Genomic DNA, 22,991 nt, shown 5'->3' with positions numbered 1-22,991 from the left:
CCCCTTGCACGTACCGATCATGGATCGCATCCTACCGTGCGGGCGGCACACCCCGCTACTGGAACGCGGTCTCCAGGAAGCTGCGCAACTTGCGCGAATGCAGCCGCTCGGGCGGCATCTTGCTCAGGATCTCCAGCGCCCGCAGCCCGATGTCCAGGTGCTGGCCCACCTGCCGGCGGTAGAACGCGCTGGCCATCCCCGGCAGCTTCAGCTCGCCGTGCAGGGGCTTGTCCGACACGCACAGCAAGGTGCCGTAGGGCACGCGGAAGCGAAAGCCATTGGCCGCGATGGTGGCAGACTCCATGTCCAGCGCGATGGCGCGCGACTGCGAGAAACGCTGCACCGGCTCCAGGTGCTCGCGCAGTTCCCAGTTGCGATTGTCTATGGTCGCCACCGTGCCGGTGCGCATGATGCGCTTGAGCTCCCAGCCCGACAGCCCGGCCACCTCTTCCACCGCCTGCTCCAGCGCCACCTGCACCTCGGCCAGCGGGGGAATCGGCACCCAGGTCGGCAGATCCGCGTCCAGCACGTGGTCGTCGCGCACGTAGCCGTGTGCCAGCACGTAGTCGCCCAGCCGCTGCGAGGCCCGCAGCCCGGCGCAATGCCCCAGCATCAGCCAGGCATGCGGACGCAGCACGGCGATGTGGTCGGTGATGGTCTTGGCGTTGGACGGCCCCACGCCGATGTTGACCAGGGTGATGCCCGAATGCCCCTCGCGCACCAGGTGATAGGCGGGCATCTGCGGCAGCCGCGACATCGGCGCCGCCGGGTCCGGCAGCGGGTCGCCCGCGCGGGTGACGCGATTGCCCGGCTCGACCAGCGCGTCGTAGTGCCCCTGTGCCACCAGCGTGCGCGCGCGCAGGCAGAACTCGTCCACGTAGAACTGATAGTTGGTGAACAGCACGAAATTCTGGAAGTGCGAAGGCGCGGTGGCGGTGTAGTGCTGCAGGCGATGCAGCGAGTAGTCGATGCGCGGCGCCGTGAACGGGGCCAGCGGCTGCGGCCCGTCCGGCGGATGGCGGTGGGTGCCGTTGACGATGGCGTCGTCGGTGACCGCGAGGTCGGGCGTGTCGAACAGGTCCCGCAGGGGCCGCTTGAGCGCCTCGATGTCCTCGCCCTCGACATAGATGCCGTCGGGAAACGCGAAGTGCAGGGCGATGGGCACGTCGGATTCGCCGATCTCGACCGCGACGCCATGGTTCGCCATCAATTGCCGCAGCTGCTCGGTCAGGTAGGAGCGGAACAGCCTGGGTTTGGTGACGGTGGTCTGGTAGACGCCGGGCTCGGCCACGTGCCCATACGACAGGCGCGAATCCACCTCGTCGTAGGTGTCCACGCTGATCCGGATGAACGGATAGCAGGCGCGGAACCGCCCGGGCGAGGATGCCTGCGTGGCGACCACCTCGCGGAAGCTGTCGCACAGGAAGGCGGTATTGCGCGCGTAGATGTCGATCAGGCGCTGGACGGCGGCGTCGGGATCGCGGAAGGACTCGGTGGGCCAGGGGGCGGGATGGCGAAGGAGGACACTGGCGGGCGGGGTCATGATCGGAGTTGGAGAAGGTCCTGATATAGCTTAGCCTACCGCGGCCTGGCCGGTCCCGCGGCCTCGTACTACACTAGCCCGCCTTCGCAAGGAGTCCGTCATGCTGCTCGCGGTAATCGCGATCGCCGTCGGCGCCGCCGTCGGGGCGCTGCTGCGCTGGGTCATGGGGCTGGGCCTGAACGCCCTGCTGCCCGCCATGCCGCCTGGCACCCTGGCCGCCAACCTCATCGGCGCCTACATCATCGGCCTGGCCGTGGCCTATTTCGCCGGCAACCCGGCCCTGCCGCCGCATTGGCGGCTGCTGATCATCACCGGCTTCTGCGGCGGCCTGACCACCTTTTCCACCTTCTCGGCCGAACTGGTCGCCCTGATCCAGCAGCAGCGGCTGGGCTGGGTGGCCGCGACCATCCTGGTCCACGTGGGCGGTTCCGTCGCGATGACCTTGCTCGGCATCGCCACCTACGCCGGGTTGCGGCAGTCCTGACCCTGCAAGGAGACGCATCGTGAACGGTTTCCAACTGACTTTCTTCACCCGGCAGGACCGGCGCCACGGCGGCCAGCCCCTGGCCCACTGGCTGCTGGCCTTCGCCCAGGCCCAGGGCGCCCTGGGCGGCACCCTGCTGGACGCCCTGGCGAAAGAACCCATCGACCTGTTCTACGTGAAGCAGCCGGTGGAGTTCGGGCGGGTGGGCGCTCGGGCGCCGGCGGCGGGCTGAAACGCCAGGATCGGTTGCAACAAAAAACCCCGCCGGGTCGGGCGGGGTTCGGCTCGTCAGGCCGCCGTGCTGATGACGGCCTCGATGCGGTTGCCTTCCGGATCGATCACGAACGCCGCGTAGTAATCCGGGCCGTAGCGAGGCCGCAGCCCCGGAGCGCCATTGTCGACGGCCCCATGGCGCAGGGCCGCCTCGTGGAAACGGTCGACGGCATCCCGGCTTGGCGCGGAAAAAGCGAGGTGAAAGCCGGGCCCGGGTACGGCCCCGCCTTTCGGGCATTGCTTGAGCGCGAACTTGTCGCCCCCTCCGGGAAGGCCGTATCCGACGGCCTGCCTGTCGGGCTCGCCGTCGAAATCCGTCCAGACACGCTCGTACCCCAGAGGCCTGAGCACCGCATCATAAAAATCGGCGGCGGCACGCAGGTCGGCCACGCCGAAAGAAAGGTGATGGAGCATCGACGGGATGGCGCGCCCGTCAGAACGGGATGTCGTCGTCCATGTCGGCGAAGTTCGGCGCCGAGCTCGACTGCGAGGCCGGACGCTGGCCGCCGCCACCGCTGGCCGGACGGTTGGACGGGCGCTGGGCCGGCGCGGAGTCACCATAGCCGCCGCCACCGCCGTAGCCGCCTTCGCCACCGCCGCCACCGCCTTCACGGCCGCCCAGCATCTGCATCTGGTCGGCGACGATCTCGGTCGTGTACTTGTCGGCGCCGGTGTCCTTGTCCTGCCACTTGCGGGTCTTCAGGCGGCCTTCGACATACACCGAACGGCCCTTCTTCAGGTATTCGCCGGCGATCTCGGCCAGGCGGTTGTAGAACACCACGCGGTGCCACTCGGTTTCCTCGCGGCGTTCGCCCGAGTTCTTGTCCTTCCATTGGGACGTGGTGGCGATGGACACGTTGCAGATCGCTGCGCCGTCGGGCGTGTAGCGAACTTCGGGGTCGCGGCCCAGGTTGCCGACCAGGATGACTTTGTTGACGGATGCCATTACCACACTCCTATTGACTGTATTCACCGGCCCGCGGCGAGGCGGGTGGATTGTAGCCACCCCCGCCCGGCGCGGCCACGGGCCACAAGAAAAAAAACATCATTGGTTGAAAATGCGCCGACCGCAATACGGTCTCGTGCGTAAATGGGACAGGAAGGGCTCAGGACGCGGGATGGGACACCCGATCCGGCCGAGCGGTCCGCCTGGCGGGCAGGGGCTTCATCCCCCAGGCCGCCAGCAGCCATATTACCGCCAGCCCCGCCGCCGCCTGGAATACCGCCGCGGACCCCAGGTGGGAGACCAGCCAGCCGCCCAGCGCCCCGCCGGCGAAGAGCCCGATGGCCTGGCTCGTATTATAGAAACCCAGGGCCAGCCCCTTCAGCGACGGCGGCGCCACGCGGGATACCAGCGAAGGCTGCATGGCCTCGAGGATGTTGAAGACGGAGAAGAAGGCGATCATGGCGCCCACCAGCCATCCATAGTGGTCCTGGGCCCACGGCAGGAACATGCACACCAGCACCAGCCCGGCGATCGCGCCCAGCAGGGTCTTGCGGTGGGTGGCGTAGCGTTCGGTGATGCCGATCACCGGCACCATGACGACGAACGAGGCCAGCACCACCGGCAGGTAGACCTTCCACAAGGTGGCCGTGTCCAGGCCGCCGGTGTGCACCAGCGCGGCGGGTACCACCACGAACAGGGCCACCTGGATCAGGTGCAGGGTGAAGACGCCCAGGTTCAGTCGCAGCAGGTCGGGGTGCGACAGCACGCTGGACATGGATGCGGGTTCGCCCCGCGGCGCGGGCGGCGCGGCCGGAACCACCCAGGCGGCCACGCCCAGTGCGGCCACGCCCAGCGCGGCGATGGTCCAGAACAGGCCGGTCAGCCCGCCCCAGCCCACCAGCACGGGAGCCAGCACCAGCGACACCGCGAAGGTCAGGCCGATCGAGGCGCCTATCATGGCCATGGCCTTGGTCCGCACCTCGTCGCGCGTGGCATCGGCCAGCCACGCCGTCACCGCCGCCGAAATCGCGCCCGAGCCCTGGATGGCCCGCCCGATCGTGATCCAGAACAGGTCGTCGGTCGTGGCGCAGACCACGCTGCCGGCGACGAACAGCACCAGTCCCATCACCACCACCGGCCGCCGGCCCCAGCGGTCCGAGGCCAGCCCGAACGGGATCTGCATGAACGCCTGGGTCAGCCCATACATGCCCAGCGCCAATCCCACCCGCGCCGGATCGTTCCCCCCCGGCAAGGCCTTCGCCGCCACCGCGAACACCGGCAGCAGCAGGAACAACCCCAGCATCCGGCACATGAACAGCGCCGCCAGCGACAAGCTGGCGCGGCGCTCGAAAGGGGTCATCCGAAATGAAGTCATTGGGCCCCCCCGTACGCGCTGACGCGCGCCCCCCAGGGGGCGATGCCTGCGGACTGGCGGAGCCAGATCCGCGGCATCCTGAGTCGTGTAACCGTGTTTCGCAACGCGGGCCTTTGCCCGAAGGACAGTGACCGGCCGGCGGAACCGAACCCGCAATCCTCTGAATCCAATACGAGTCTCTTTGTCATGTCACCCATCGCGAACGCCGGCAGCCAGCGACAGCACCAGCGCCACATCCCAAGAAAGCCCCACTAGACCAGGGCACGGGGGATCCGGCTCCGCCGGTCCCCCGCCGCCCGCCCCCTGGGGGGCGCGCGTCAGCGCGTACGGGGGGGTTATATTACCAAGTTGGCTTTCGCCACCGCTCGCGTAAAGGTTTGCTTGATGGATGTCATCCGCATCAGGGGTGCGCGCACCCATAATCTGAAGAACGTCTCGCTGGAGTTGCCCCGCCACCAGCTTGTCGTGATCACTGGGCTATCCGGTTCGGGCAAATCCTCCCTGGCGTTCGATACCCTGTACGCGGAAGGCCAGCGGCGCTACGTGGAAAGCCTGTCCGCCTACGCCCGCCAGTTCCTGCAGTTGATGGACAAGCCCGAGGTCGATCTGATCGAGGGCCTGTCGCCGGCCATTTCCATCGAGCAGAAAGCCGCCAGCCACAACCCGCGCTCGACCGTGGGCACGGTCACGGAAATCCACGACTACCTACGCCTGCTGTTCGCGCGGGTGGGCACGCCCTACTGCCCCGACCACCAATTGCCGCTGCAGGCGCAAAGCATCAGCCAGATGGTGGACATCACCCTCGCGCTGCCGGCCGAAAGCCGGTTGGCGATCCTGGCGCCGCTGGTACGCGACCGCAAGGGCAGCTTCGAGGACGAACTGGCCAGCCTGCAGGCCCAGGGCTTCGTGCGGGTGCGCGTGGACGGCCAGGTGCTGGACATCGACAGCGTCCCCCCGCTGAAGAAGACCGAGAAGCACAGCATCGACGTGGTGATCGACCGCCTGCGCGTGCGGCCCGAGGCCCAGCAGCGGCTGGCCGAGAGCTTCGAGACGGCCATCGGCCTGGCCGAGGGGCGGGCCATCGTGCTGGAGATGGACGCCGATGCCGATGGCCACGAACGCGAGCATCTGTTCTCCAGCCGCTATGCCTGTCCGGTATGCGGGCACAGCCTGCCGGAGCTCGAGCCCCGGCTGTTCAGCTTCAACAATCCCATCGGCGCCTGCCCCAGCTGCGACGGCATCGGCCACGTAGGCTTCTTCGATCCGAAACGGGTGGTGGCATTTCCCGAACTGAGCCTGGCCGGCGGCGCCATTCGCGGCTGGGACCGGCGCAACCCGTTCTACCATCAGTTGCTGACCAGCCTGGCGGCCTTCTACGACTTCGACGTGGACACCCCGTTCGAGGAACTGTCCGAGGACACCCAGCAGCGGGTGCTGTACGGCTCGGGCGACCAGGAAATCGCCTTCACCTACGTGAACGAGAAAGGACGCACGACCGTGCGCTCGCACCCTTTCGAGGGGGTGATTCCCAACCTCGAGCGCCGCTGGAAGGAAACCGACTCGGCCACGGTGCGCGAGGAACTGGGCAAGTACAGGAACGTGCGGACCTGCCCCGATTGCGGCGGCTCGCGGCTGCGCGCCGAGGCCCGCAACGTCCGCGTGGGCGAGGATGACCAGGGACGCGCGATCTACCAGCTGGAAGCCCTGCCGCTGTCCGACTGCCTGCACTGGTTCGAGGAACTGGCGCTGACCGGCGCCAAGCGCGAGATCGCCGACCGCATCGTGCGCGAGATTTCCGCCCGCCTGACCTTCCTGAACAACGTGGGGCTAAGCTACCTGTCGCTGGACCGCAGCGCCGATACCATCTCGGGCGGCGAGGCCCAGCGCATCCGCCTGGCCAGCCAGATCGGCTCGGGCCTGACCGGCGTGATGTACGTGCTGGACGAACCCTCCATCGGCCTGCACCAGCGCGACAACGACCGGCTGATCAGCACCCTGCGGCACCTGCGCAACCTCGGCAACAGCGTGATCGTGGTCGAGCACGACGAGGACATGATCCGCGAGGCCGACTGGGTCGTGGACATGGGCCCCGGCGCGGGCGAACACGGCGGGAAAGTCGTGGCGCAGGGATCGCCGGCCGACATCGTGGCCGACCCGCAGTCCCTGACCGGCCAATACCTCAGCGGCCAGAAGTCCATCGCCATCCCGCCCCGCCGGCCGGTGGCGGGCCAGGACGAACTGCCGTGGCTGGAGCTCAGGGGCTGTTCGGGCAACAACCTGAAAGGCGTGGACCTGCGCATCCCGGCGGGCCGCCTGGTCTGCATCACCGGGGTCTCGGGCTCGGGCAAGTCGACCCTGATCAACGACACGCTCGTCAACGTGGTCTCGCGCCACCTGTACAACAGCCAGACCGAGCCCGCGCCCTACGAGTCCATCGAGGGGCTGGAGCATTTCGACAAGATCATCAGCGTCGACCAGAGCCCGATCGGCCGCACGCCGCGCAGCAACCCGGCCACCTACACCGGCCTGTTCACCCCGATACGGGAGCTGTTCGCGGGCGTGCCGGAAGCCCGCGCCCGCGGCTACGATCCCGGCCGCTTCAGCTTCAACGTCAAGGGCGGCCGCTGCGAGGCCTGCCAGGGCGACGGCGTGGTCAAGGTGGAGATGCACTTCCTGCCCGACATCTACGTCCCCTGCGACGTCTGCCATGGCAGCCGCTACAACCGCGAAACGCTGGAAATCCGCTACCGCGGCCGCAACATCAGCGAGGTGCTGGACCTGACCGTCGAGCAGGCCCTGGAGTATTTCGAGGCCGTGCCGGCCATCGCCCGGCGGCTGCAGACGCTGATCGACGTGGGGCTGGGCTACATCCGCCTGGGACAAAGCGCCACCACCCTGTCGGGCGGCGAGGCGCAGCGGGTCAAGCTGTCACAGGAACTGTCCAAGCGCGGCACCGGCCGCACCCTTTACATCCTGGACGAACCCACCACCGGCCTGCATTTCCACGACATCTCGCTGCTGCTGGAAGTGATCGGGCACCTGGTGGACGCCGGCAACACCGTGGTCGTGATCGAGCACAACCTGGACGTCATCAAGACCGCGGACTGGATCATCGACATGGGTCCGGAAGGCGGCGACGGCGGCGGCAGCATCGTGGCCCAGGGCACGCCCGAGGAGATCGCGCAGGCGCCCGGCAGCCATACCGGCAGCTATCTGAAGAAATTCCTGGCCGCCGGCGCCCCTTCCGCGCCGGCCAGGGCGGCGCGCGCGCCCCGGCGCAAGGCCGGCTGACGCGCCAGGCCCGGCCGGCCCCCGAAGGCCGGGCCGCTTACTCGTCGAATTCGCAGACGGTGTAGAGGTTCAGTCCCGAATCGCGTATCGCCTTCGATCCGCCCAACCGCGGCAGGTCGATGACGGCGGCCGCCTCGACCACGTTGGCCCCCAGCCGCTGCAGCAGCTTCATGCCGGCCAGCATGGTGCCGCCGGTGGCGACCAGGTCGTCCACCAGCACGACCCGTTGCCCGGGGCGCACGGCGTCGGCATGCATCTCCACCGTCGAACTGCCGTATTCCAGGGCATATTGCTCGGCGATGGTGTCGTAGGGAAGCTTGCCCTTCTTGCGCACGGGCACGAAACCGAGGTTCAGCTCGTGCGCGATCACGCTGCCCACGATGAATCCCCGCGCATCGATGCCCGCCACCAGGTCCAGGCGCTGGTTCATGTAGCGGTAGACGAACAGCTCGATCAGCACGCGGAAGCTGCGCGGGTCCTGCAGCAGCGGCGTGATGTCCCGGAACTGCACGCCGGGCTCGGGCCAGTCGGGCACCGTGCGTATGCGGTCTCGGATGTAGTTCGGGTCCAGGAACATGGCGGGCTCGGACAGGAAGGAATCGGAGGAAACCGGGATGGGAGGCCCCGGCGACACAGGACGCCACTGTAACGCAAAGAGCGTGAAGCAAGGATCGTGCCCTTGCTACTATACTGGTAGATCATCGCAATTGAATGACCGTTGCCGCGCAAGGCGACACGAGGCGCGTTTTTCGCTGCCCGCCCTTCCACGGTACCGGCTCAGACCCATCATGAACACCTCAGACAACGGCACGTCCAACGTATACGTTCCCGGCGCTTCCGGCCCCGTCGACATCATCGATTCGGCCCGCAGCACCCTGGCGGTGGAAATCGAGGCGCTCAAGGCCCTGTCCAGCCGCCTGGACCGCACGTTCGTGCGCGCGGTCGACATCCTGCTGGCCTGCCCCGGACGCGTGGTGGTCAGCGGCATCGGCAAGTCCGGGCACATCGCCCGCAAGGTCGCCGCCACGTTCGCCTCGACCGGCACGCCGGCCTTCTTCGTCCACGCGGCCGAGGCCGTCCACGGCGACCTGGGCATGATCACCGCCAACGACGTGCTGGTCACGATATCGTATTCGGGCACGACGGCCGAACTGCTGACCATCGTGCCCGTCGTCAAGCGCCTGGGATCGCCGCTGATCGCGATCACCGGCAACCCGGATTCCGAACTGGCCCAGCTCGCCGACGTGCACCTGGACGCCAGCGTGCCCCAGGAAGCCTGCCCGCTGAACCTCGCCCCCACCGCCAGCACCACGACCGCGCTGGCGCTGGGCGACGCGCTGGCGGTGGCCTGCCTCGAGGCGCGCGGCTTCGGCCCAGAGGATTTCGCCCGGTCCCACCCGGGCGGCGCCCTGGGCCGCCGCCTGCTGACCCATGTCAGCGACGTCATGCGCACCGGCAAGGACCTGCCCATCGTGCCGGTCACGGCCTCGGTCACCGAAGCCCTGGTGGAAATCACCCGCAAGAGCATGGGCATGACCGCAGTCCTCGACGGCGACCGGGTGGTCGGCATCTTCACCGATGGCGACCTGCGCCGCCTGATCGAGCGCGAAGGCGACATCCGCAACCTGACCGTGGTCGCCGGCATGACGCGCAACCCCCTTCACATCGGTCCTGACGCGCTCGCCACCGAGGCAGCCGCGCTGATGGACGACAACCGCAAGAACCAGTTGCTGGTGCTCGACGCCACCGGCAGGCTGGTCGGCGCCCTCCATACCCACGACCTGATGGCAGCAAAGGTGCTCTGAGTTCCATGGCGATCCCCCTCACTCCCCATCCGGCCGAAGCCCTGATCCTGGCCCGCGTGCCGCAAGACGTGCGCGAACGCGTCTCCCGGCTGCGACTGATGATCTTCGACGTCGACGGCGTCCTGACCGACGGCCGCCTCTACTACGGCGAGCACGGCGAGACCGTGAAGCGCTTCCATGCGCTGGACGGCTTCGGGCTGCGCATGCTGCACGAAAGCGGCATCGAGGTCGTGTTCATGACCGGGCGCGACTCGCCCACCGTATCGCGGCGCGCCGCCGAGCTGGGCATCTCCGAGGTCCAGCAGGGCGTGCGCGACAAGAGCGCGGCCGTGACCGCGCTGGCGCAGCGCTGCAACGTCGAGCTGGACGCGGTCGGCTTTATGGGCGACGACATCATCGACCTGGCCGCCATGCAGCGCGTGGGCTTCGCCGCCAGCGTGGCGGAAGCGCCGGTCTACGTCGCCCAGGCCGCCCACTGGGTGGCCACCCGCCCCGCCGGAGATGGCGCGGCACGCGAGTGCTGCGACCTGATCCTGGCCGCGCAGGGCCGGCTGGGCGGCTACATCACCAGCCGCACCCGCACGACCATCACCGCCGGATCCTCTCCCCAATGAAAGACCGACTCGCCTCCGGGGTATCGATCGCGCTGCTGGCCGCCCTGGTGGCCGGCACGTGGTGGGCGGCCGACTATGCCAAGCGGGCGGTCAAGGAAGATCCTCCGCGCCGGCTGACCCACGAGATCGACTCCTTCGTCGAGCAGTTCGTCATGGTCCGCAGCGACGAGCACGGCATGCCGATGACGCGCATGGAAGGCGACCGGCTGGAGCACTACCCGGACGACGACTCCTCGGAAGTCACGCAGTTCCGCGCGGTCAGCCAGCGCACCGAGCGGCCGACCATGACGGCGACCTCGCAGCACGCCAGGATGGACCAGGACGGCGCGCGCGTGGTCATGCGCGGCGACGTCCAGTTGCGGAGGCTGGCCGGGCAGGGACGTCCCGAGCTCGACATACGCAGCGAGGAAGTCACCCTGCTGCCCGACGAGGATGTCGCCTACACGGACCTGCCCGCCACCGTGGTCAACGGCACCACGCGCATACAGGGACGCGGCATGCGCTACGACAACGTCTCGCGCGAACTGAAGGTCAACGAGCAGACGCGGGTGCAGATCGTGCCGGGCAGCACGCGGCCGGCCGCTCCCTCGGCCCGACAGCCATCCAAAGGATAGAAACACCGTGCCACATCACCGATTTTCCCGATACGCCGCCCAGGCCATGCTCGCCCTGGCGGCCCTCGCCTGCGGCGCCCAGGCGCTCGCGGCCGCCGCCGACCGCAACCAGCCGACGACGGTGGATGCCGACGCGCTGCGCTACGACGACCTGAAGCAGACCAGCATCTTCACCGGCAACGTCGTGCTGACCAAGGGCTCGCTGATCCTGCGCGCCGACCGCCTCGAGCTGCGCGAGGACGCCGAGGGCTACCAGTTCGGCGTCGCCACCGCCAACGGCGGCAAGCTGGTCAACGTGCGCCAGCGGCGCGAAGGCACGGACGAATACGTCGAGGGCGTGGCCGAACGCGTCGAGTACGACGGACGCGGCGAGCTGATCCATTTCATCTCGAAGGCGGTCGTCAAGCGCCTGGCCTGCGAACAGATGGTCGACGAAGTGCGCGGCCAGCGCGTGACCTACAACCAGCGCACCGATACCTACACCGCCACCGGCGGGCCGCAAGCCCCGACGTCCAACCAGCGCGTGCGCACCATCATCCAGCCGCGCGGCCAGACGGCCGCCGGCGCGCCGGCGGCGGGCTGCGGCGCCCCGACCTCGGGCAAGGCGGCACAATGAACGCGCCGCTCGTCGAGGCCGGAACGCCGGCCGGGGCGCCGCGCGCCGAAGAGTCCGCCCGGGGCGACGGCCGCCTGCGGGCCGAAGGCCTGCGCAAGTCCTATCAAGGACGCACGGTGGTCAAGAACGTGTCGCTGCACGTGGACGGCGGCGAGGTGGTGGGACTGCTGGGCCCCAACGGCGCGGGCAAGACCACCTGCTTCTACATGATCGTCGGACTGGTGCCCGCCGACGCCGGCAGCATAGATATCGATCGCGTCTCGGTCACCAGCCTGCCCATCCACAAGCGCGCGCGGCTGGGGCTTTCCTACCTGCCCCAGGACGCCTCGGTCTTCCGCCGGCTCAACGTCGAACAGAACATCCGCGCGGTGCTCGAGCTGCAGCGCAACGAACAGGGCGCGCCGCTGGACGCGAAACAGGTGAACGAAAGCCTGGAATCGCTGCTGGACGAATTGCAGATCGGACACATCCGCAGCAACGCCGCAATCTCGCTGTCCGGCGGCGAACGCCGCCGCGTCGAGATCGCGCGCGCGCTCGCCACCAATCCGCGCTTCATCCTGCTGGACGAACCCTTCGCCGGCGTGGACCCCATCGCCGTCATCGAGATCCAGCGCATCGTGCGCTTCCTCAAGGGACGCGGCATAGGCGTGCTCATCACCGATCACAACGTGCGCGAGACCCTGGGCATCTGCGACCGCGCCTACATCATCAGCGACGGCACGGTACTGGCCAGCGGACACCCCGAGGAGATCGTCGGCGATCCGGCCGTGCGGCGGGTCTACCTCGGAGAACACTTCCGCATGTAAGCGGTGCCCATGCTCAAACCCGGACTCCAACTTCGCACCTCCCAGCACCTGGCGCTGACGCCGGCGCTGCAGCAGTCGATCAAGCTGCTGCAGCTGTCGACCCTCGAACTCGAGCACGAGATCGAGCAGATCCTGCAAGAGAACCCGCTGCTCGAACGCGAGGACGATCCCGTGGCGGCTACGCTGCGGGTCGACGCCGACGGCAGCATGCACACGACCGCGCCCGCCGCGCCGGAAGCCGACGGGGAACCCGGCGGCGAGACCGTGGAAGCCCCGACGCCGGCCGACGCCGGCGACGGACCGGACCTGCCCGACATGCCGGAGCTGCACCGCCCCGGCGGCGAACACGACGACGACACCGCGCCGCAACTGGCCGCGCCCGACGCGTCGCTGCGCGAGCACCTGCTGGGCCAGCTCGCGCTCACGCAGGCCACGCCGCGCGATGCGGCGCTGGTGACGGCGCTGGTCGACGAGCTGGACGACAACGGCTATCTGGACGTGTCGCTGGAAGAGCTCGCCGCGCTGTTCCCGCCCGAGCTGGAAATCGACGCCGACGAACTGCGCTCCGCGCTGGGGCTGCTCCAGTCCTTCGACCCTGCCGGCGTGGGCGCCCGCAACATTTCCGAATGCCTCTGCCTGCAATTGCGCACGCCGGACCTCGACTGCCTGCCCGAGGCCCGCGATGCCGAGGTGCTGGCGCTGGCCCGCCAGATCGCGGCCCAGCACCTGCCCCTGCTGGGTGCGCGTGACTACGCCAAGCTGCGCAAGGCGCTGGGCTGCAACGACGACCAGTTGCGCGCGGCCCAGAGCCTGATCCGCCGGCTCGACCCCCGGCCCGGTTCGCGCTATTCGTCGCCCGCGGCGGACTACGTCGTGCCCGACGTGATCGTGCGCAAGGTCGGCAACCAGTGGCGCGCGACGCTCAACGGCGAAGCCATGCCGCGGCTGCGCATCAACCAGATGTACGCGCAGATCCTGAAATCGGAACGCAGCTCGGCCCATCCCGGGCTGTCCTCGCAGCTGCAGGAGGCGCGCTGGCTGATACGCAATGTCCAGCAACGCTTCGACACCATCCTGCGCGTGGCCCAGGCCATCGTCGACCGGCAGCAGGGTTTCCTCAACCATGGCGAAGTCGCCATGCGGCCTCTTGTATTACGCGAAATAGCAGATACACTAGGCTTGCATGAGTCGACGATCTCACGCGTCACTACGCAGAAATACATGCTTACCCCCCTGGGGACTTTCGAGCTCAAGTATTTCTTCGGCAGCCACGTCGCCACGGAGACCGGAGGAGCGGCATCGTCCACGGCGATCCGTGCGCTGATCAAGCAACTCATTGGTGCGGAGGATCCTACCCAGCCACTATCCGACAGCCAACTTGCGCAGACGCTGGGGGAGCAGGGTATCGTCGTGGCCCGCCGCACGGTGGCCAAATACCGCGAAGCGCTCAAGATTCCGCCGGTTTCGCTGCGTAAGAGCATCTAGTACGGATCGCGCCCGCGCGGCATCGCATGCCGCGTATCCATCACCCAATCGCGATGCTAGGGTTAGACCGTACTTGAAAGCCCCGGATAAAGGCTCATCTTTATAGCAACCGCTGAAAACGCATGTGCCAGCCACTTCGATTGCGTGGCGACATCCGGAACATCGGAGCGACGCAAGCAAAGTGGCACGCTCGTGCCACAAGCGCCCATGCCCTGCGGACATGGGCGCGGGCTCCGGGGAAGTCTCCCGGTACATTGCTTCAAGGAGGGCTTTACATGAATCTGAGCATCAGCGGACATCACCTCATCGTGACCCCTGCCATACGTGAGTACGTCCTGAACAAGCTCACGCGGGTGCTGAGGCATTTCGATCACGTCATCGATATCCAGGTGCTGCTTTCCGTGGAAAAACTGCGCCACAGCGCGGAAATCACCATGCATCTCCGAGGCAAGGACGTCCATTGCGAGGCCCAAGAAGAAAATCTATACGCGGCCATCGATGCCCTTGTCGATAAAGTCGACCGCCAGGTCATCAAGTACAAGGACAAGGTCCAGCGACCTCGGGTCGAGGAAGCAATAAAGAGGGTGCCCCCCCCTTCGCCCTGAAAGGAAGCCCACCCCCTACGCGCTTCGCGCGCCCCCTCAAGGGGGCGGCACTGGCGGACCGGCAAAGTCGGATCCGCTGTGCCCTGGGGGTAAACATCGGTCGGCGGGGAAAGGAGGCTTTTCCCGCCGTTGTAACGTTTAAGGGATGGGTTTGCGTCCAGTTAGCCGTGATCGGGATCGAGAAATGCCGCGCTGCGCCATGGTTTTCGAGGGACTGTGTAGGGTCCCGGGTGGGCGCTTCCTTCGTGGGACGAGGGCATGTGATGCCGGGTCGGGATACGGACGGGTTGTTTGCGGGGCACAAAAGTGCCGCTTTCCGTGACAGAACCGGGCCGGTGGCTATAATCGACGTCCATCTCCAAAAGATGTCGCCTGGTCCATCTATTGTGCGAATTTGTATCGCCCGACCGGCGCATACGTTATGAATCTGATCTCGCGGATACTCCCCCCTTCGAACGTGCTGCTTGATCTGGAAGTCACCAGCAAGAAGCGCGTTTTCGAACAAGTCGGCCTTTTGTTCGAGAACAATCACGGCATCGCCCGCTCGGTGGTGTTCGACAGCCTGTTCGCGCGCGAACGGCTCGGCTCGACCGGCCTGGGGCAAGGCGTTGCCGTGCCGCACGGCCGCATCAAGGGACTGACAGATGCCGTGGCCGCCTTCGTGCGCCTGGCCCAGCCCATCAATTTCGACGCCCCCGATGGCAAGCCGGTGCAGATGCTGGTGTTCCTGCTGGTGCCCGAGCAGGCTACGCAGGTACACCTGGAAATCCTGTCCGAGCTGGCGCAGATGCTGTCCAACCGCGCGCTGCGCGAGGCCCTGGCCACCGAACCGTCGGCCAGCGCGATCCATTCGCTGCTGACCCACTGGGAGCCGGCCCAGTCCGACGCCGCGGTCTGACCCGGCGGACCCGGCCGGCCGCCTTCTCCGTGTGCCCCATGCTTACTATCGAAAAACTGGTCGACGAGAACACCGACAAGATTTCCTTGAGCTGGCTGGCCGGGCGCTCGAACGCGAATCGCTCGCCGCTGCCCGACACCTGCCTGGCCGCCGCCGACCTGGTCGGCCACCTGAACCTCATCCACCCGTCGCGCATCCAGGTCTTCGGCCACGAGGAACTGGCGTTCTATGCCCGGCTGGAAGCACGCCGACGCGCCCACCACCTGGACGAGCTGCTGGCCAGCGGCGTGCCGGCCATCATCATGGCCGACGGCCTGGCCGCGCCGGCCGACCTGCTGGAGCACTGCGAACAGCGCGGCGTGCCGCTGCTGGCATCGCCCCGCTCGGCGGCTCAGGTCATCGACCTCCTGCGCATCTACCTGGGCAAGAAGCTCGCCCCCGTCACCACCGTCCACGGCGTATTCATGGACGTGCTCGGCATGGGCGTGCTGATCTCCGGCGAATCCGGCCTGGGCAAGAGCGAGCTTGCGCTCGAACTGATCTCCCGCGGCCACGGCCTGGTGGCCGACGACGCGGTGGAGTTCTCCCGCATCGCGCCCAACATCATCGAAGGCCGCTGCCCCCCGCTGCTGCAGAACATGCTGGAAGTGCGAGGCCTGGGCCTGCTGGACATCCGCGCGATCTTCGGCGAGACCTCGGTGCGCCGGAAGATGAAGCTCAAGATCATCGTCCACCTGGTCCGCACCACCTCGCCCGAAGCCAATTTCGAACGCCTCCCCCTCCAGGCCCTGACGCAGGACGTGCTGGCCCTGCCCATACGCAAGGTCGTCCTGCCGGTGGCCGCCGGCCGCAACCTGGCCGTACTGGTCGAAGCCGCGGTGCGCAACGCCATCCTGCAACTGCGTGGCATCGACACCATGACCGAATTCATGGAACGGCAGATGGACGCGATCCAGAACGGCGAGCCGTAGAGGCCCCCCCCTACGCCCTTCGGGCGCAAGGGAAGCCCACCCCCTACCCGCTTGCGCGGGCCCCCTCAAGGGGGCGATGCGGGTGGACCGGCGGAGCCGGATCCACCGCATCCTGGGTCTGGTGCCGCTATCTTGGTTTGTGGCACCGTTGCTTCGCTGGCTGCCAGCGGTAGCAACAGTGCTTCGATCCAAGATAGTTTCCCTAGACCCAGGAAACCGCGGATCCGGCTTTGCCGGTCCGCCGGTTTCGCCCCCTGGGGGGCGCGCGAAGCGCGTAGGGGGGGCGACGAATGTGCGTTATTGTTCAGGCTTCGATGAATGAACCTCCTACGAGGCAAAGCCTGCTGTGTTACGTGTCGTTTTCATCACCGGTATCTCGGGCTCGGGCAAGTCCGTGGCTCTTCGTACCCTGGAGGATGCCGGCTACAACTGCGTCGACAATCTTCCGGTCCGCTTTCTTCACGATTTCATCGCGGCCGCGCACGATGAAGGGCTGCAGCGTGTCGGGGTGTCCATCGATGCGCGTTCCAGCGGGGCCATCGCCAGCCTGCCCGGCACCATCAATGCGCTGCGCGCGCTGGGCACCGAGATCCGCGTAGTGTTCCTGGACGCCGATACCGGCACGCTGGTGCAGCGCTATTCGGAATCGCGCCGCCGCCATCCGCTGACCGACAAGCTGTTCCACGAAGGCGTGGCGCCCTCGGTCGAAGCCTGTATCGCGCACGAGCGGGAGTTGCTGGGGCCGCTGCGCGAACTGGGGCACGTCATCGACACCACGGGCCTGACGCCCTCGCAACTGCGGTCCTGGGTGCGCAACGTGGTGCAGGCCGATACCGTGCCGCTGGTCCTGACCTTCGAATCGTTCGCGTTCAAGGAAAGCGTGCCGCTGGACGCGGACCTGATGTTCGACGTGCGCTGCCTGCCCAATCCCCACTACGACCCGGTCCTGCGGCCGTTGACGGGGCGGGACGCCCCGGTGGCGAACTTTTTGGCAGCCATTCCCAGCGTGGGGCGCATGATCGACGACATCGCCGCCTTCATCCGCACCTGGTTGCCGGAGTACATGCAGGACACGCGCAGCTACCTGACGGTGGCCATAGGCTGTACGGGCGGGACGCACCGGTCGGTCTACGTGGTGGAGCAACTGGCCGCCATGTTCGCGGGCCAGGGACAGGTGCTGGTGCGCCACCGTGCACAAAAGCAGTTCGACCTTTATGATCCGGGCGGTGGCCCCACCGAGGCGCCGCCGCTTGCCAGACCTTAGCATTCAGGACCCTAGACGATGAAGCAGACCGACCGGCTTCCCTTGCCTGGCGCGCGCCCCACCACCAGCCGCCCACCGCGCGGAAGGACCGAAGGCCCCCTGCTCCTGGCGGCGGTCTGCGCAGCGATGCTGCTGGCCGCTTGCGGCACCACGCCCAAGGGGTCCTCGGGTTCGCGCGGCGGCGGCTACTACAAGGACGACGGTCCGCCGTCCAACCCGCCCGCCAACCTGGATCTCGTGCCCGACCCGCTGCCGGCCGTCGAGCCGCTGGCCAGCGGCGCCAACAAGCCCTATGTGATCTTCGGCAAGCGCTACGTGCCCGACACGTCCATGCAGCCCTACAAGGTGCGCGGGATCGCGTCGTGGTACGGGCGCAAGTTCCATGGCGCGCGCACGTCGAACGGCGAGATCTACGACATGTACGCGATGACCGCGGCCCACACCACGCTGCCCATCCCCAGCTACGCCCGCGTCACGCGGGTCGGGACGGGCAAGTCGGTGATCGTGCGCGTGAACGACCGCGGCCCCTTCCACAGCGACCGCATCATCGACCTTTCCTACACGGCCGCCTACAAGCTGGGCCTGCTCTCACAGGGCAGCGGAGAGGTCGAGGTCGAGTGGCTGGGACCGGAGGAAATCGCCAGGATCCGCAGCGAGCGAGGCAGCGCCCCCATGCTGGCCGCCGCCCCCGCGCCGGCGGCCGAAGCCGAGGTGGTCGCCATTCCGGTGGCCACGCAGGCGCCGGCCAGCCAGATACGGGAACTGCCGCCGCTGGCGTCCGCCTCGCCGGACGGCAACGCCATGCAGGCAGTCCCTCGTCCCATGGCGAGCGGCGTGCAGGTCCCCTTGGCCGCCACCACGCCGGTGGTCTCGGCGCCGCAATCGGGCATCTTCCTGCAAGTAGGCGCCTTCAGCGGCCAGCGCAACGCCGAAGACCTGGCGGCCCGGATCCGGTCCCAGCTGGGGGAGCAGGCCGAACCGCTGCGCATCGTGAACACCGACAGCCTGCACCGCGTGCACCTGGGCCCCTACCCCTCGCGCGAGAGCGCGCTGGCGGCCGCGCAGCGCGTGCAGGCGCGGCTGGACATCGCCCCGGTCATCGTCGTGCGCTGACCGGGCGCGCGATCGCTATTCCAGTTCGCCGCCTTTGGTCTCGGGCAGGAAGAAATACACGATGACCGCGGCCAGCGCGAAGAACCCGGCAGTGGCGCCCAGGGCGCTCGCCACGCCGTGGGTGGCCGAGAAGAACCCCACGGCGGCCGGCGCCAGCGCGCTGGTGGCCCGGCCGGTGTTGTAGATGAAGCCCTGGGCGGTCGCGCGGATACTGGTCGGGAACAGTTCGGCGAAGGTGGGCGCGAAACCGCTGTAGAAGCCCGTGCCCACGAACGCGACCAGCGGCCCGAACGCCAGCAGCACCAGGCTGGACTCGATCTGCACGTACAGCGGCACGCACACGGCCGACAGCAGGAAGAACAGGATGAAGGCCATGCGGCGGCCGATCCGGTCGGCGATGTAGCCGAAGCAGACGAAACCCAGCGCCGCGCCCACCTGCATGATGACGATCCAGGTCGTGGACTTGGTCAGGTCCAGGCCGGCGCCCCCTGCGCTGACGGGCGTCGCGAGATAGGTGGGAATCCAGGTAAACAAGCCCCAGTAGCCGCACATGGCGGCGGCCGTGAACGCCAGGCCGACCACCGTGCTGCGCAGATGCTGCCCGAACAGCAGCTTCAGGGTCGCCCCGACGCCCAGGCGCTCTTTCTGGCCCGCCCAGATTTCAGGCTCGGACGCATGGCGGCGCACCCAGAACGCGAACAGCGCGGGCGCCAGTCCGACGGCGAACACCCAGCGCCAGCCCAGCGTGGGCAATACCAGCGCCGCGACGATGGCGGCCAGCGCGTAGCCCGCCGCGAAGGCACTCTGCACCCAGGCCATCACCTTGCCGCGGTGCTTGGCCGGCCACGTCTCGGTGACCAGGGCCGCGCCCGCCGACCATTCCCCGCCGATCCCCAGTCCCAGCAGGAAGCGGAAGATCAGCAGCTGCGTGACGTTCTGCGAGAACCCGCACAGGGCCGTGCCGATGGAATAGCACGCGATGCTGAGCACCAGCGACCGCGTGCGGCCCAGCCGGTCGGCCAGGAAACCGAAGATCAGACCGCCGAAGGCCGTGGCCAGCAGCGTCATCGAGGCGATGACCCCGGCCGCGCCGCTGTCGAAATTCAATTCGGCCCGCATGTGCGTGATCACCATGGCAAACAGCATCAGATCCATGATGTCCAGCATCCAGCCTATGTAGGCCGAACCGAACGCGCGCCATTGTTCCTTGGTACGCCCTACGTACCATTTTTCCTGGGCCACGCCGGATAGCGAGGTCGCGGAGGATGCCATGCTTCGTCTCCTTGGTGTATCGATCAACGATACAAACGTATCGATAAATATTCTATCCGAATATTCCCAAGCCATGCATTCATGGTTTACGATAAATGATACGAACGTATTGTTTATCGATACAAATGGTCCGTTGCCCGGCATGGGGCCGGCCATATCTTCAGGAGTCATCCATGCGCAGTTTCATCATCAGGCTTTACGAAGACCGCATCCCCGCCGGCCACGCGCCGGTCTACCTGCCGCGGATGCCGCGGTCGGTCTACGTGGTGCAGGGCGGGATCACGGTGGAGTTCTCGGACGGCACCCAGCACCAGCGCCAGGAATCGGCCTGGGTCGGGCAGGACCAGATCGCGCTGGTGGCGGGCGAGGAAGACGCCGTGCTGTGGCGCTGGGAACTGGTGGCGCCCGATGCTCCCGCGGGCACGCTGCGCAGCGCCCCGGGCGCCACGTCCACCCTCAAGCTGCAACAGGAAATCGAGCTGGACAGCCAGTTCGACTGGCTGATGCGCTGCGACCGCGTCGACTTCCCGCCCGGCGGCGTGGCGCTGACGCACGTGCACCAGGGCCCCGGCATACGCTGTTGCCTGAAGGGCGAAATCACCATCGAGACCCAGGGCAAGACCACGGTGCATCCGGCAGGCTCGGCGTGGTTCGAGCTCGGCCACGCCCCGGTCCTGGCGCCCACCACCGAGGCCACGGACACCAGCTTCATCCGCTGCTTCATCCTGCCCCAGGGATGCCGCCTGCGCAGTTCCCTGCGCTATGTTCTGCCGGAAGACGCCGGCAAGCCCAAGCGTCAGCATTATCATGTGTACGGCGAGCGCATGCTGACCCTGCCCTGACGGGCGCTTCCCGGCCCAGGCACGGGGCGGGCATGCGTCCATCGAGAATCCACCGGCCTTGCCAAGACACGCTTCGATCCATGCATCCCCCCGCCCCGGACCTTCTTCCCTCCGACGCCACCGCACCCGCCGCGGACGACGCCCAGACCGGCCATGCGCTGCCGACCTCGGGCGACGAGGCCGCGATCTCGTCGACCTCGGTCATCTCCCTGCGCATCCTGGAATTGATGGCGGCCCAGGGCACCGAATGCGGGGTCACGGAACTGGCCGAACTGCTCGGAATGCCCAAGGCGCGCGTGCATCGCCACCTGTCCGCCCTGCGCCAGCAGGGCTACGTCACGCAGAACAAGCGCACCAGCCGCTACCGCGTGGGCTGGCGCCTGTTCCTGCTGGGACGCAAGCTGGTGCAGCAGTTCGACGTCGTATCGCTGGCCAAGCCCATCATGGAAGACCTGCGCAACCGCGTCGGGCAGACCATCGTCATCACCACCTTCGATCCCAACAAGGTCGTCGTGCTGGACGTCGTGCGCGGCCGCAGCGCGCTGGAAATCCTGCTCAGTCCCGGCACGCAGTTCCCCGGCTTCCACACCGTGGCGCAGGGCAAGGTCGTGCTGGCCTTCGGTCCGCCGTCGCTGCGCGACGCGATGCTGTCCCAGCCCCTGGCGGCCAGCACGCCCAAGACCATCACCGACCCCGACCGCCTGCGCGCCGAGATCCAGCTCGTGCGCCAGCGCGGCTGGGCCGAGGCGCCCGAGGAAATCTTCACCGGCATCAACGCCCTGGCGGCGCCGATCTTCCAGGCCGACGGCTCGCTGTTCGGCGCGCTGGCCATCGTCGCCTCGATCCACTACCTGCCGGCGCGGGCCCATCCGGATACCGTGCGGGAGCTGATGCAGGCGGCCGCCGCGGTGTCCGCCGTGCTGGGCGCGGGCCAGGCGGGCGCGGCCGCGCCGGGCTGAGACCGGGACACGCCTGTCCTACCGGCGCGCCGGCGCCCGTCCGATTGAGGCATGCTGGGCGACTCGCATCCCGGGTCGCCATGCCATGTCCCTTCCCTATCCGCCCCGCCGTGGCTTTCCCTTGCCGCTACGCTTCCTTCAGCGCCAGCGCACGGGCATACAAGGCATCGCGCGGCGCGCCGGTGATGCGGGCCGCGACCTTGGCGCTATCGCGCACGCTCAGCACATCCAGCAAGGCCCGCAGCACCTCGTCCGTCCGGGCATCCAGCGCCCCGGCGGCTTCCTCGGGCGCCGCCTCCACGATCAGCACGAACTCTCCCTGCGCCCGCTGGGGATGGGCGGCCAGCCAGGCCTGCGCCTCGGCCAGCGGCATGGCGGCGATCTCCTCGAAACGCTTGGTCAGCTCCCGCGCCACGGTCAGTCGCCGCGCGGCGCCGCACACCGCCAGCAGGTCGGCCATGGTCGCGGCCATCCGGTGCGGCGACTCGTACATGACCACCGGCGCCGGCAGCGCGCACCACTGGGCCAGCCAGCGCTGGCGGGCGGCCGCCTTGGGAGGCGGGAAACCGGCGAAGACGAACGCCGGATTCTCGTCCGAGGTTGCGCCGCTGGCCATCAGGGCGGCGATCACGGCGCTGGCGCCGGGCACCGGCACCACCGGGTAGCCGGCCGCGCGCACCTCGCGCACGATGCGCGAACCGGGATCGCTGACGCCGGGCGCGCCGGCGTCCGAAACCAGGGCCACCCGCTCGCCCGCGGCCAGCCGGCCGACGATGGCCTGGGCCGCCTGCGCCTCGTTGTGCCGGTGGGCCGCCATCAAGGGCGTGGAAATGCCCCAGGCGTCCAGCAGGGGGCGCGTCATGCGCGTGTCTTCGGCGGCGATCACGTCGGCCCGCTGCAGGCAGGCCTGGGCCCTCAGGCTCAGGTCGCCCAGGTTGCCGATGGGGGTGGCCACGACATACAGCGCGGGGGCGGGCCAGTGCTGCGCCGCGACCTTGCCGGCCAACCGTTCCCAGGCGCCGGTGGCGGGCCCGGAAGATTCGAATTCGTTGTCCATGGCGCGAGGATACCGCGAGGGCGCGCATGACGGCTGCCGACACGCAGGCCTACGCCCTGGCCCATGCGGCGCAGCGGCGGGCGGCGCGCCGCCGCCCCCGGCCGGGCCGCCGGCAGGAAGCGGAGTCGCCGCGCCGCCGCTCGCCCACGCAGCAGGCC

At 68.1% G+C, this 22,991-nt stretch carries 23 protein-coding genes; 16 read left to right on the top strand and 7 right to left on the bottom strand.

Annotated features, from left to right (window positions below):
- Positions 1-55 precede the first annotated feature (55 nt).
- Entirely contained in the window at positions 56-1,543 is a 1,488-nt protein-coding gene (locus CDO46_RS05345; protein ID WP_087837531.1) for an AMP nucleosidase, read from the bottom strand.
- Between the two features lie 100 nt (positions 1,544-1,643).
- Between CDO46_RS05345 and crcB the strand changes: the two genes are divergently transcribed.
- Both crcB and CDO46_RS05335 read left to right on the top strand, forming a co-directional pair.
- On the top strand, positions 1,644-2,027 hold the full coding sequence (gene crcB / locus CDO46_RS05340; RefSeq protein ID WP_087837530.1) for a fluoride efflux transporter CrcB: 384 nt from the start codon (positions 1,644-1,646) through the stop codon (positions 2,025-2,027).
- Between the two features lie 19 nt (positions 2,028-2,046).
- Positions 2,047-2,259, top strand: a complete 213-nt coding sequence (locus CDO46_RS05335) for a hypothetical protein (RefSeq protein ID WP_087837529.1) — start codon at positions 2,047-2,049, stop codon at positions 2,257-2,259.
- A gap of 56 nt (positions 2,260-2,315) precedes the next feature.
- On the opposite strand, the gene CDO46_RS05330 is transcribed toward CDO46_RS05335, so the two are convergent.
- The 3 genes from CDO46_RS05330 to CDO46_RS05320 form a co-directional block, all read right to left on the bottom strand.
- Positions 2,316-2,714 carry a VOC family protein gene (locus tag CDO46_RS05330; RefSeq protein WP_087837528.1) on the bottom strand — a complete coding sequence of 133 codons (399 nt, stop codon included), beginning with the start codon at positions 2,712-2,714 and terminating at the stop codon, positions 2,316-2,318.
- Between the two features lie 19 nt (positions 2,715-2,733).
- Positions 2,734-3,246 carry a single-stranded DNA-binding protein gene (gene ssb / locus CDO46_RS05325; protein WP_087837527.1) on the bottom strand — a complete coding sequence of 171 codons (513 nt, stop codon included), beginning with the start codon at positions 3,244-3,246 and terminating at the stop codon, positions 2,734-2,736.
- A 160-nt stretch (positions 3,247-3,406) separates the two neighbouring features.
- Positions 3,407-4,621 carry an MFS transporter gene (locus tag CDO46_RS05320; protein ID WP_254914555.1) on the bottom strand — a complete coding sequence of 405 codons (1,215 nt, stop codon included), beginning with the start codon at positions 4,619-4,621 and terminating at the stop codon, positions 3,407-3,409.
- 384 nt (positions 4,622-5,005) lie between these two features.
- On the opposite strand from CDO46_RS05320, the gene uvrA reads away from it, so the two are divergent.
- The gene (uvrA, locus tag CDO46_RS05315; protein WP_087837525.1) at positions 5,006-7,912 is read left to right on the top strand and encodes an excinuclease ABC subunit UvrA; all 2,907 of its coding nucleotides are present in this window, start codon (positions 5,006-5,008) and stop codon (positions 7,910-7,912) included.
- Positions 7,913-7,949: 37 nt separating this feature from the next.
- Here the strand turns inward: uvrA and CDO46_RS05310 are convergent, their stop codons facing one another.
- Positions 7,950-8,489, bottom strand: a complete 540-nt coding sequence (locus tag CDO46_RS05310) for an adenine phosphoribosyltransferase (RefSeq protein WP_087837659.1) — start codon at positions 8,487-8,489, stop codon at positions 7,950-7,952.
- A 211-nt stretch (positions 8,490-8,700) separates the two neighbouring features.
- Here CDO46_RS05310 and CDO46_RS05305 point away from each other — a divergent pair, with 211 nt between their 5' ends.
- From CDO46_RS05305 to CDO46_RS05255, 11 genes are all read left to right on the top strand, one after another.
- Positions 8,701-9,717, top strand: a complete 1,017-nt coding sequence (locus tag CDO46_RS05305) for an SIS domain-containing protein (protein ID WP_087837524.1) — start codon at positions 8,701-8,703, stop codon at positions 9,715-9,717.
- Between the two features lie 5 nt (positions 9,718-9,722).
- The gene (locus tag CDO46_RS05300) at positions 9,723-10,331 is read left to right on the top strand and encodes an HAD family hydrolase (RefSeq protein ID WP_087837523.1); all 609 of its coding nucleotides are present in this window, start codon (positions 9,723-9,725) and stop codon (positions 10,329-10,331) included.
- Positions 10,328-10,945 carry an LPS export ABC transporter periplasmic protein LptC gene (lptC, locus tag CDO46_RS05295; protein ID WP_087837522.1) on the top strand — a complete coding sequence of 206 codons (618 nt, stop codon included), beginning with the start codon at positions 10,328-10,330 and terminating at the stop codon, positions 10,943-10,945. The genes CDO46_RS05300 and lptC overlap by 4 nt, the downstream gene beginning before the upstream one ends.
- A gap of 7 nt (positions 10,946-10,952) precedes the next feature.
- Positions 10,953-11,561 carry a lipopolysaccharide transport periplasmic protein LptA gene (gene lptA, locus CDO46_RS05290; RefSeq protein ID WP_132979081.1) on the top strand — a complete coding sequence of 203 codons (609 nt, stop codon included), beginning with the start codon at positions 10,953-10,955 and terminating at the stop codon, positions 11,559-11,561.
- On the top strand, positions 11,558-12,367 hold the full coding sequence (gene lptB, locus CDO46_RS05285) for an LPS export ABC transporter ATP-binding protein (protein ID WP_087837520.1): 810 nt from the start codon (positions 11,558-11,560) through the stop codon (positions 12,365-12,367). The genes lptA and lptB overlap by 4 nt, the downstream gene beginning before the upstream one ends.
- A gap of 9 nt (positions 12,368-12,376) precedes the next feature.
- Entirely contained in the window at positions 12,377-13,852 is a 1,476-nt protein-coding gene (locus CDO46_RS05280; RefSeq protein ID WP_087837519.1) for an RNA polymerase factor sigma-54, read from the top strand.
- Positions 13,853-14,127: 275 nt separating this feature from the next.
- Positions 14,128-14,457 (top strand): ribosome-associated translation inhibitor RaiA, encoded by a 330-nt coding sequence (raiA, locus tag CDO46_RS05275; RefSeq protein WP_087837518.1) that lies wholly within the window; start codon positions 14,128-14,130, stop codon positions 14,455-14,457.
- 421 nt (positions 14,458-14,878) lie between these two features.
- Positions 14,879-15,355, top strand: coding sequence for a PTS IIA-like nitrogen regulatory protein PtsN (gene ptsN, locus CDO46_RS05270; protein ID WP_087837517.1), 477 nt, complete (start codon positions 14,879-14,881; stop codon positions 15,353-15,355).
- A 38-nt stretch (positions 15,356-15,393) separates the two neighbouring features.
- The gene (hprK, locus tag CDO46_RS05265) at positions 15,394-16,326 is read left to right on the top strand and encodes an HPr(Ser) kinase/phosphatase (protein WP_087837516.1); all 933 of its coding nucleotides are present in this window, start codon (positions 15,394-15,396) and stop codon (positions 16,324-16,326) included.
- 346 nt (positions 16,327-16,672) lie between these two features.
- Positions 16,673-17,590: an RNase adapter RapZ gene (gene rapZ, locus CDO46_RS05260; RefSeq protein WP_087837515.1), complete on the top strand. Its 918-nt coding sequence runs from the start codon at positions 16,673-16,675 to the stop codon at positions 17,588-17,590.
- Positions 17,591-17,716: 126 nt separating this feature from the next.
- On the top strand, positions 17,717-18,703 hold the full coding sequence (locus tag CDO46_RS05255; RefSeq protein WP_087837658.1) for a septal ring lytic transglycosylase RlpA family protein: 987 nt from the start codon (positions 17,717-17,719) through the stop codon (positions 18,701-18,703).
- A 15-nt stretch (positions 18,704-18,718) separates the two neighbouring features.
- Here the strand turns inward: CDO46_RS05255 and CDO46_RS05250 are convergent, their stop codons facing one another.
- Entirely contained in the window at positions 18,719-19,975 is a 1,257-nt protein-coding gene (locus tag CDO46_RS05250; RefSeq protein ID WP_087837514.1) for an MFS transporter, read from the bottom strand.
- A gap of 173 nt (positions 19,976-20,148) precedes the next feature.
- On the opposite strand from CDO46_RS05250, the gene CDO46_RS28305 reads away from it, so the two are divergent.
- Both CDO46_RS28305 and CDO46_RS28300 read left to right on the top strand, forming a co-directional pair.
- Positions 20,149-20,817: a cupin domain-containing protein gene (locus CDO46_RS28305; protein WP_165963023.1), complete on the top strand. Its 669-nt coding sequence runs from the start codon at positions 20,149-20,151 to the stop codon at positions 20,815-20,817.
- 80 nt (positions 20,818-20,897) lie between these two features.
- Complete coding sequence (locus tag CDO46_RS28300; RefSeq protein ID WP_176400661.1) at positions 20,898-21,776, top strand: IclR family transcriptional regulator; 879 nt, start codon at positions 20,898-20,900, stop codon at positions 21,774-21,776.
- Positions 21,777-21,903: 127 nt separating this feature from the next.
- Here CDO46_RS28300 and rsmI read toward each other — a convergent pair whose 3' ends face one another.
- A complete protein-coding gene (gene rsmI, locus CDO46_RS05235; RefSeq protein ID WP_087837512.1) occupies positions 21,904-22,833 on the bottom strand; it encodes a 16S rRNA (cytidine(1402)-2'-O)-methyltransferase in 930 nt (309 codons plus the stop codon).
- Between the last annotated feature and the right edge of the window lie 158 nt (positions 22,834-22,991).

The sequence above is a fragment of the Pigmentiphaga sp. NML030171 genome, assembly GCF_002188635.1.
GTDB classification, from domain to species: Bacteria; Pseudomonadota; Gammaproteobacteria; order Burkholderiales; family Burkholderiaceae_B; genus Pigmentiphaga; species Pigmentiphaga daeguensis.
The sequence above is the reverse complement of the archived record's forward strand: the minus strand, read 5'-3'. Positions and strand labels throughout refer to the sequence as shown.

What these genes read in the sequence shown, in the direction of transcription:
- uvrA (WP_087837525.1), top strand. Translation starts at nt 5,006, where the DNA reads ATGGATGTCATCCGCATCAGGGGTGCGCGCACCCATAATCTGAAGAAC.
- CDO46_RS28300 (WP_176400661.1), top strand. Translation starts at nt 20,898, where the DNA reads ATGCATCCCCCCGCCCCGGACCTTCTTCCCTCCGACGCCACCGCACCC.
- CDO46_RS05305 (WP_087837524.1), top strand. Translation starts at nt 8,701, where the DNA reads ATGAACACCTCAGACAACGGCACGTCCAACGTATACGTTCCCGGCGCT.
- hprK (WP_087837516.1), top strand. Translation starts at nt 15,394, where the DNA reads ATGCTTACTATCGAAAAACTGGTCGACGAGAACACCGACAAGATTTCC.
- CDO46_RS05320 (WP_254914555.1), bottom strand. Translation starts at nt 4,621, where the DNA reads ATGACTTCATTTCGGATGACCCCTTTCGAGCGCCGCGCCAGCTTGTCG.
- crcB (WP_087837530.1), top strand. Translation starts at nt 1,644, where the DNA reads ATGCTGCTCGCGGTAATCGCGATCGCCGTCGGCGCCGCCGTCGGGGCG.
- ptsN (WP_087837517.1), top strand. Translation starts at nt 14,879, where the DNA reads ATGAATCTGATCTCGCGGATACTCCCCCCTTCGAACGTGCTGCTTGAT.
- CDO46_RS05250 (WP_087837514.1), bottom strand. Translation starts at nt 19,975, where the DNA reads ATGGCATCCTCCGCGACCTCGCTATCCGGCGTGGCCCAGGAAAAATGG.
- rsmI (WP_087837512.1), bottom strand. Translation starts at nt 22,833, where the DNA reads ATGGACAACGAATTCGAATCTTCCGGGCCCGCCACCGGCGCCTGGGAA.
- raiA (WP_087837518.1), top strand. Translation starts at nt 14,128, where the DNA reads ATGAATCTGAGCATCAGCGGACATCACCTCATCGTGACCCCTGCCATA.
- CDO46_RS05345 (WP_087837531.1), bottom strand. Translation starts at nt 1,543, where the DNA reads ATGACCCCGCCCGCCAGTGTCCTCCTTCGCCATCCCGCCCCCTGGCCC.
- CDO46_RS05310 (WP_087837659.1), bottom strand. Translation starts at nt 8,489, where the DNA reads ATGTTCCTGGACCCGAACTACATCCGAGACCGCATACGCACGGTGCCC.
- CDO46_RS05300 (WP_087837523.1), top strand. Translation starts at nt 9,723, where the DNA reads ATGGCGATCCCCCTCACTCCCCATCCGGCCGAAGCCCTGATCCTGGCC.
- lptB (WP_087837520.1), top strand. Translation starts at nt 11,558, where the DNA reads ATGAACGCGCCGCTCGTCGAGGCCGGAACGCCGGCCGGGGCGCCGCGC.
- CDO46_RS05280 (WP_087837519.1), top strand. Translation starts at nt 12,377, where the DNA reads ATGCTCAAACCCGGACTCCAACTTCGCACCTCCCAGCACCTGGCGCTG.
- ssb (WP_087837527.1), bottom strand. Translation starts at nt 3,246, where the DNA reads ATGGCATCCGTCAACAAAGTCATCCTGGTCGGCAACCTGGGCCGCGAC.
- CDO46_RS05255 (WP_087837658.1), top strand. Translation starts at nt 17,717, where the DNA reads ATGCTGCTGGCCGCTTGCGGCACCACGCCCAAGGGGTCCTCGGGTTCG.
- CDO46_RS05330 (WP_087837528.1), bottom strand. Translation starts at nt 2,714, where the DNA reads ATGCTCCATCACCTTTCTTTCGGCGTGGCCGACCTGCGTGCCGCCGCC.
- lptC (WP_087837522.1), top strand. Translation starts at nt 10,328, where the DNA reads ATGAAAGACCGACTCGCCTCCGGGGTATCGATCGCGCTGCTGGCCGCC.
- CDO46_RS28305 (WP_165963023.1), top strand. Translation starts at nt 20,149, where the DNA reads ATGCGCAGTTTCATCATCAGGCTTTACGAAGACCGCATCCCCGCCGGC.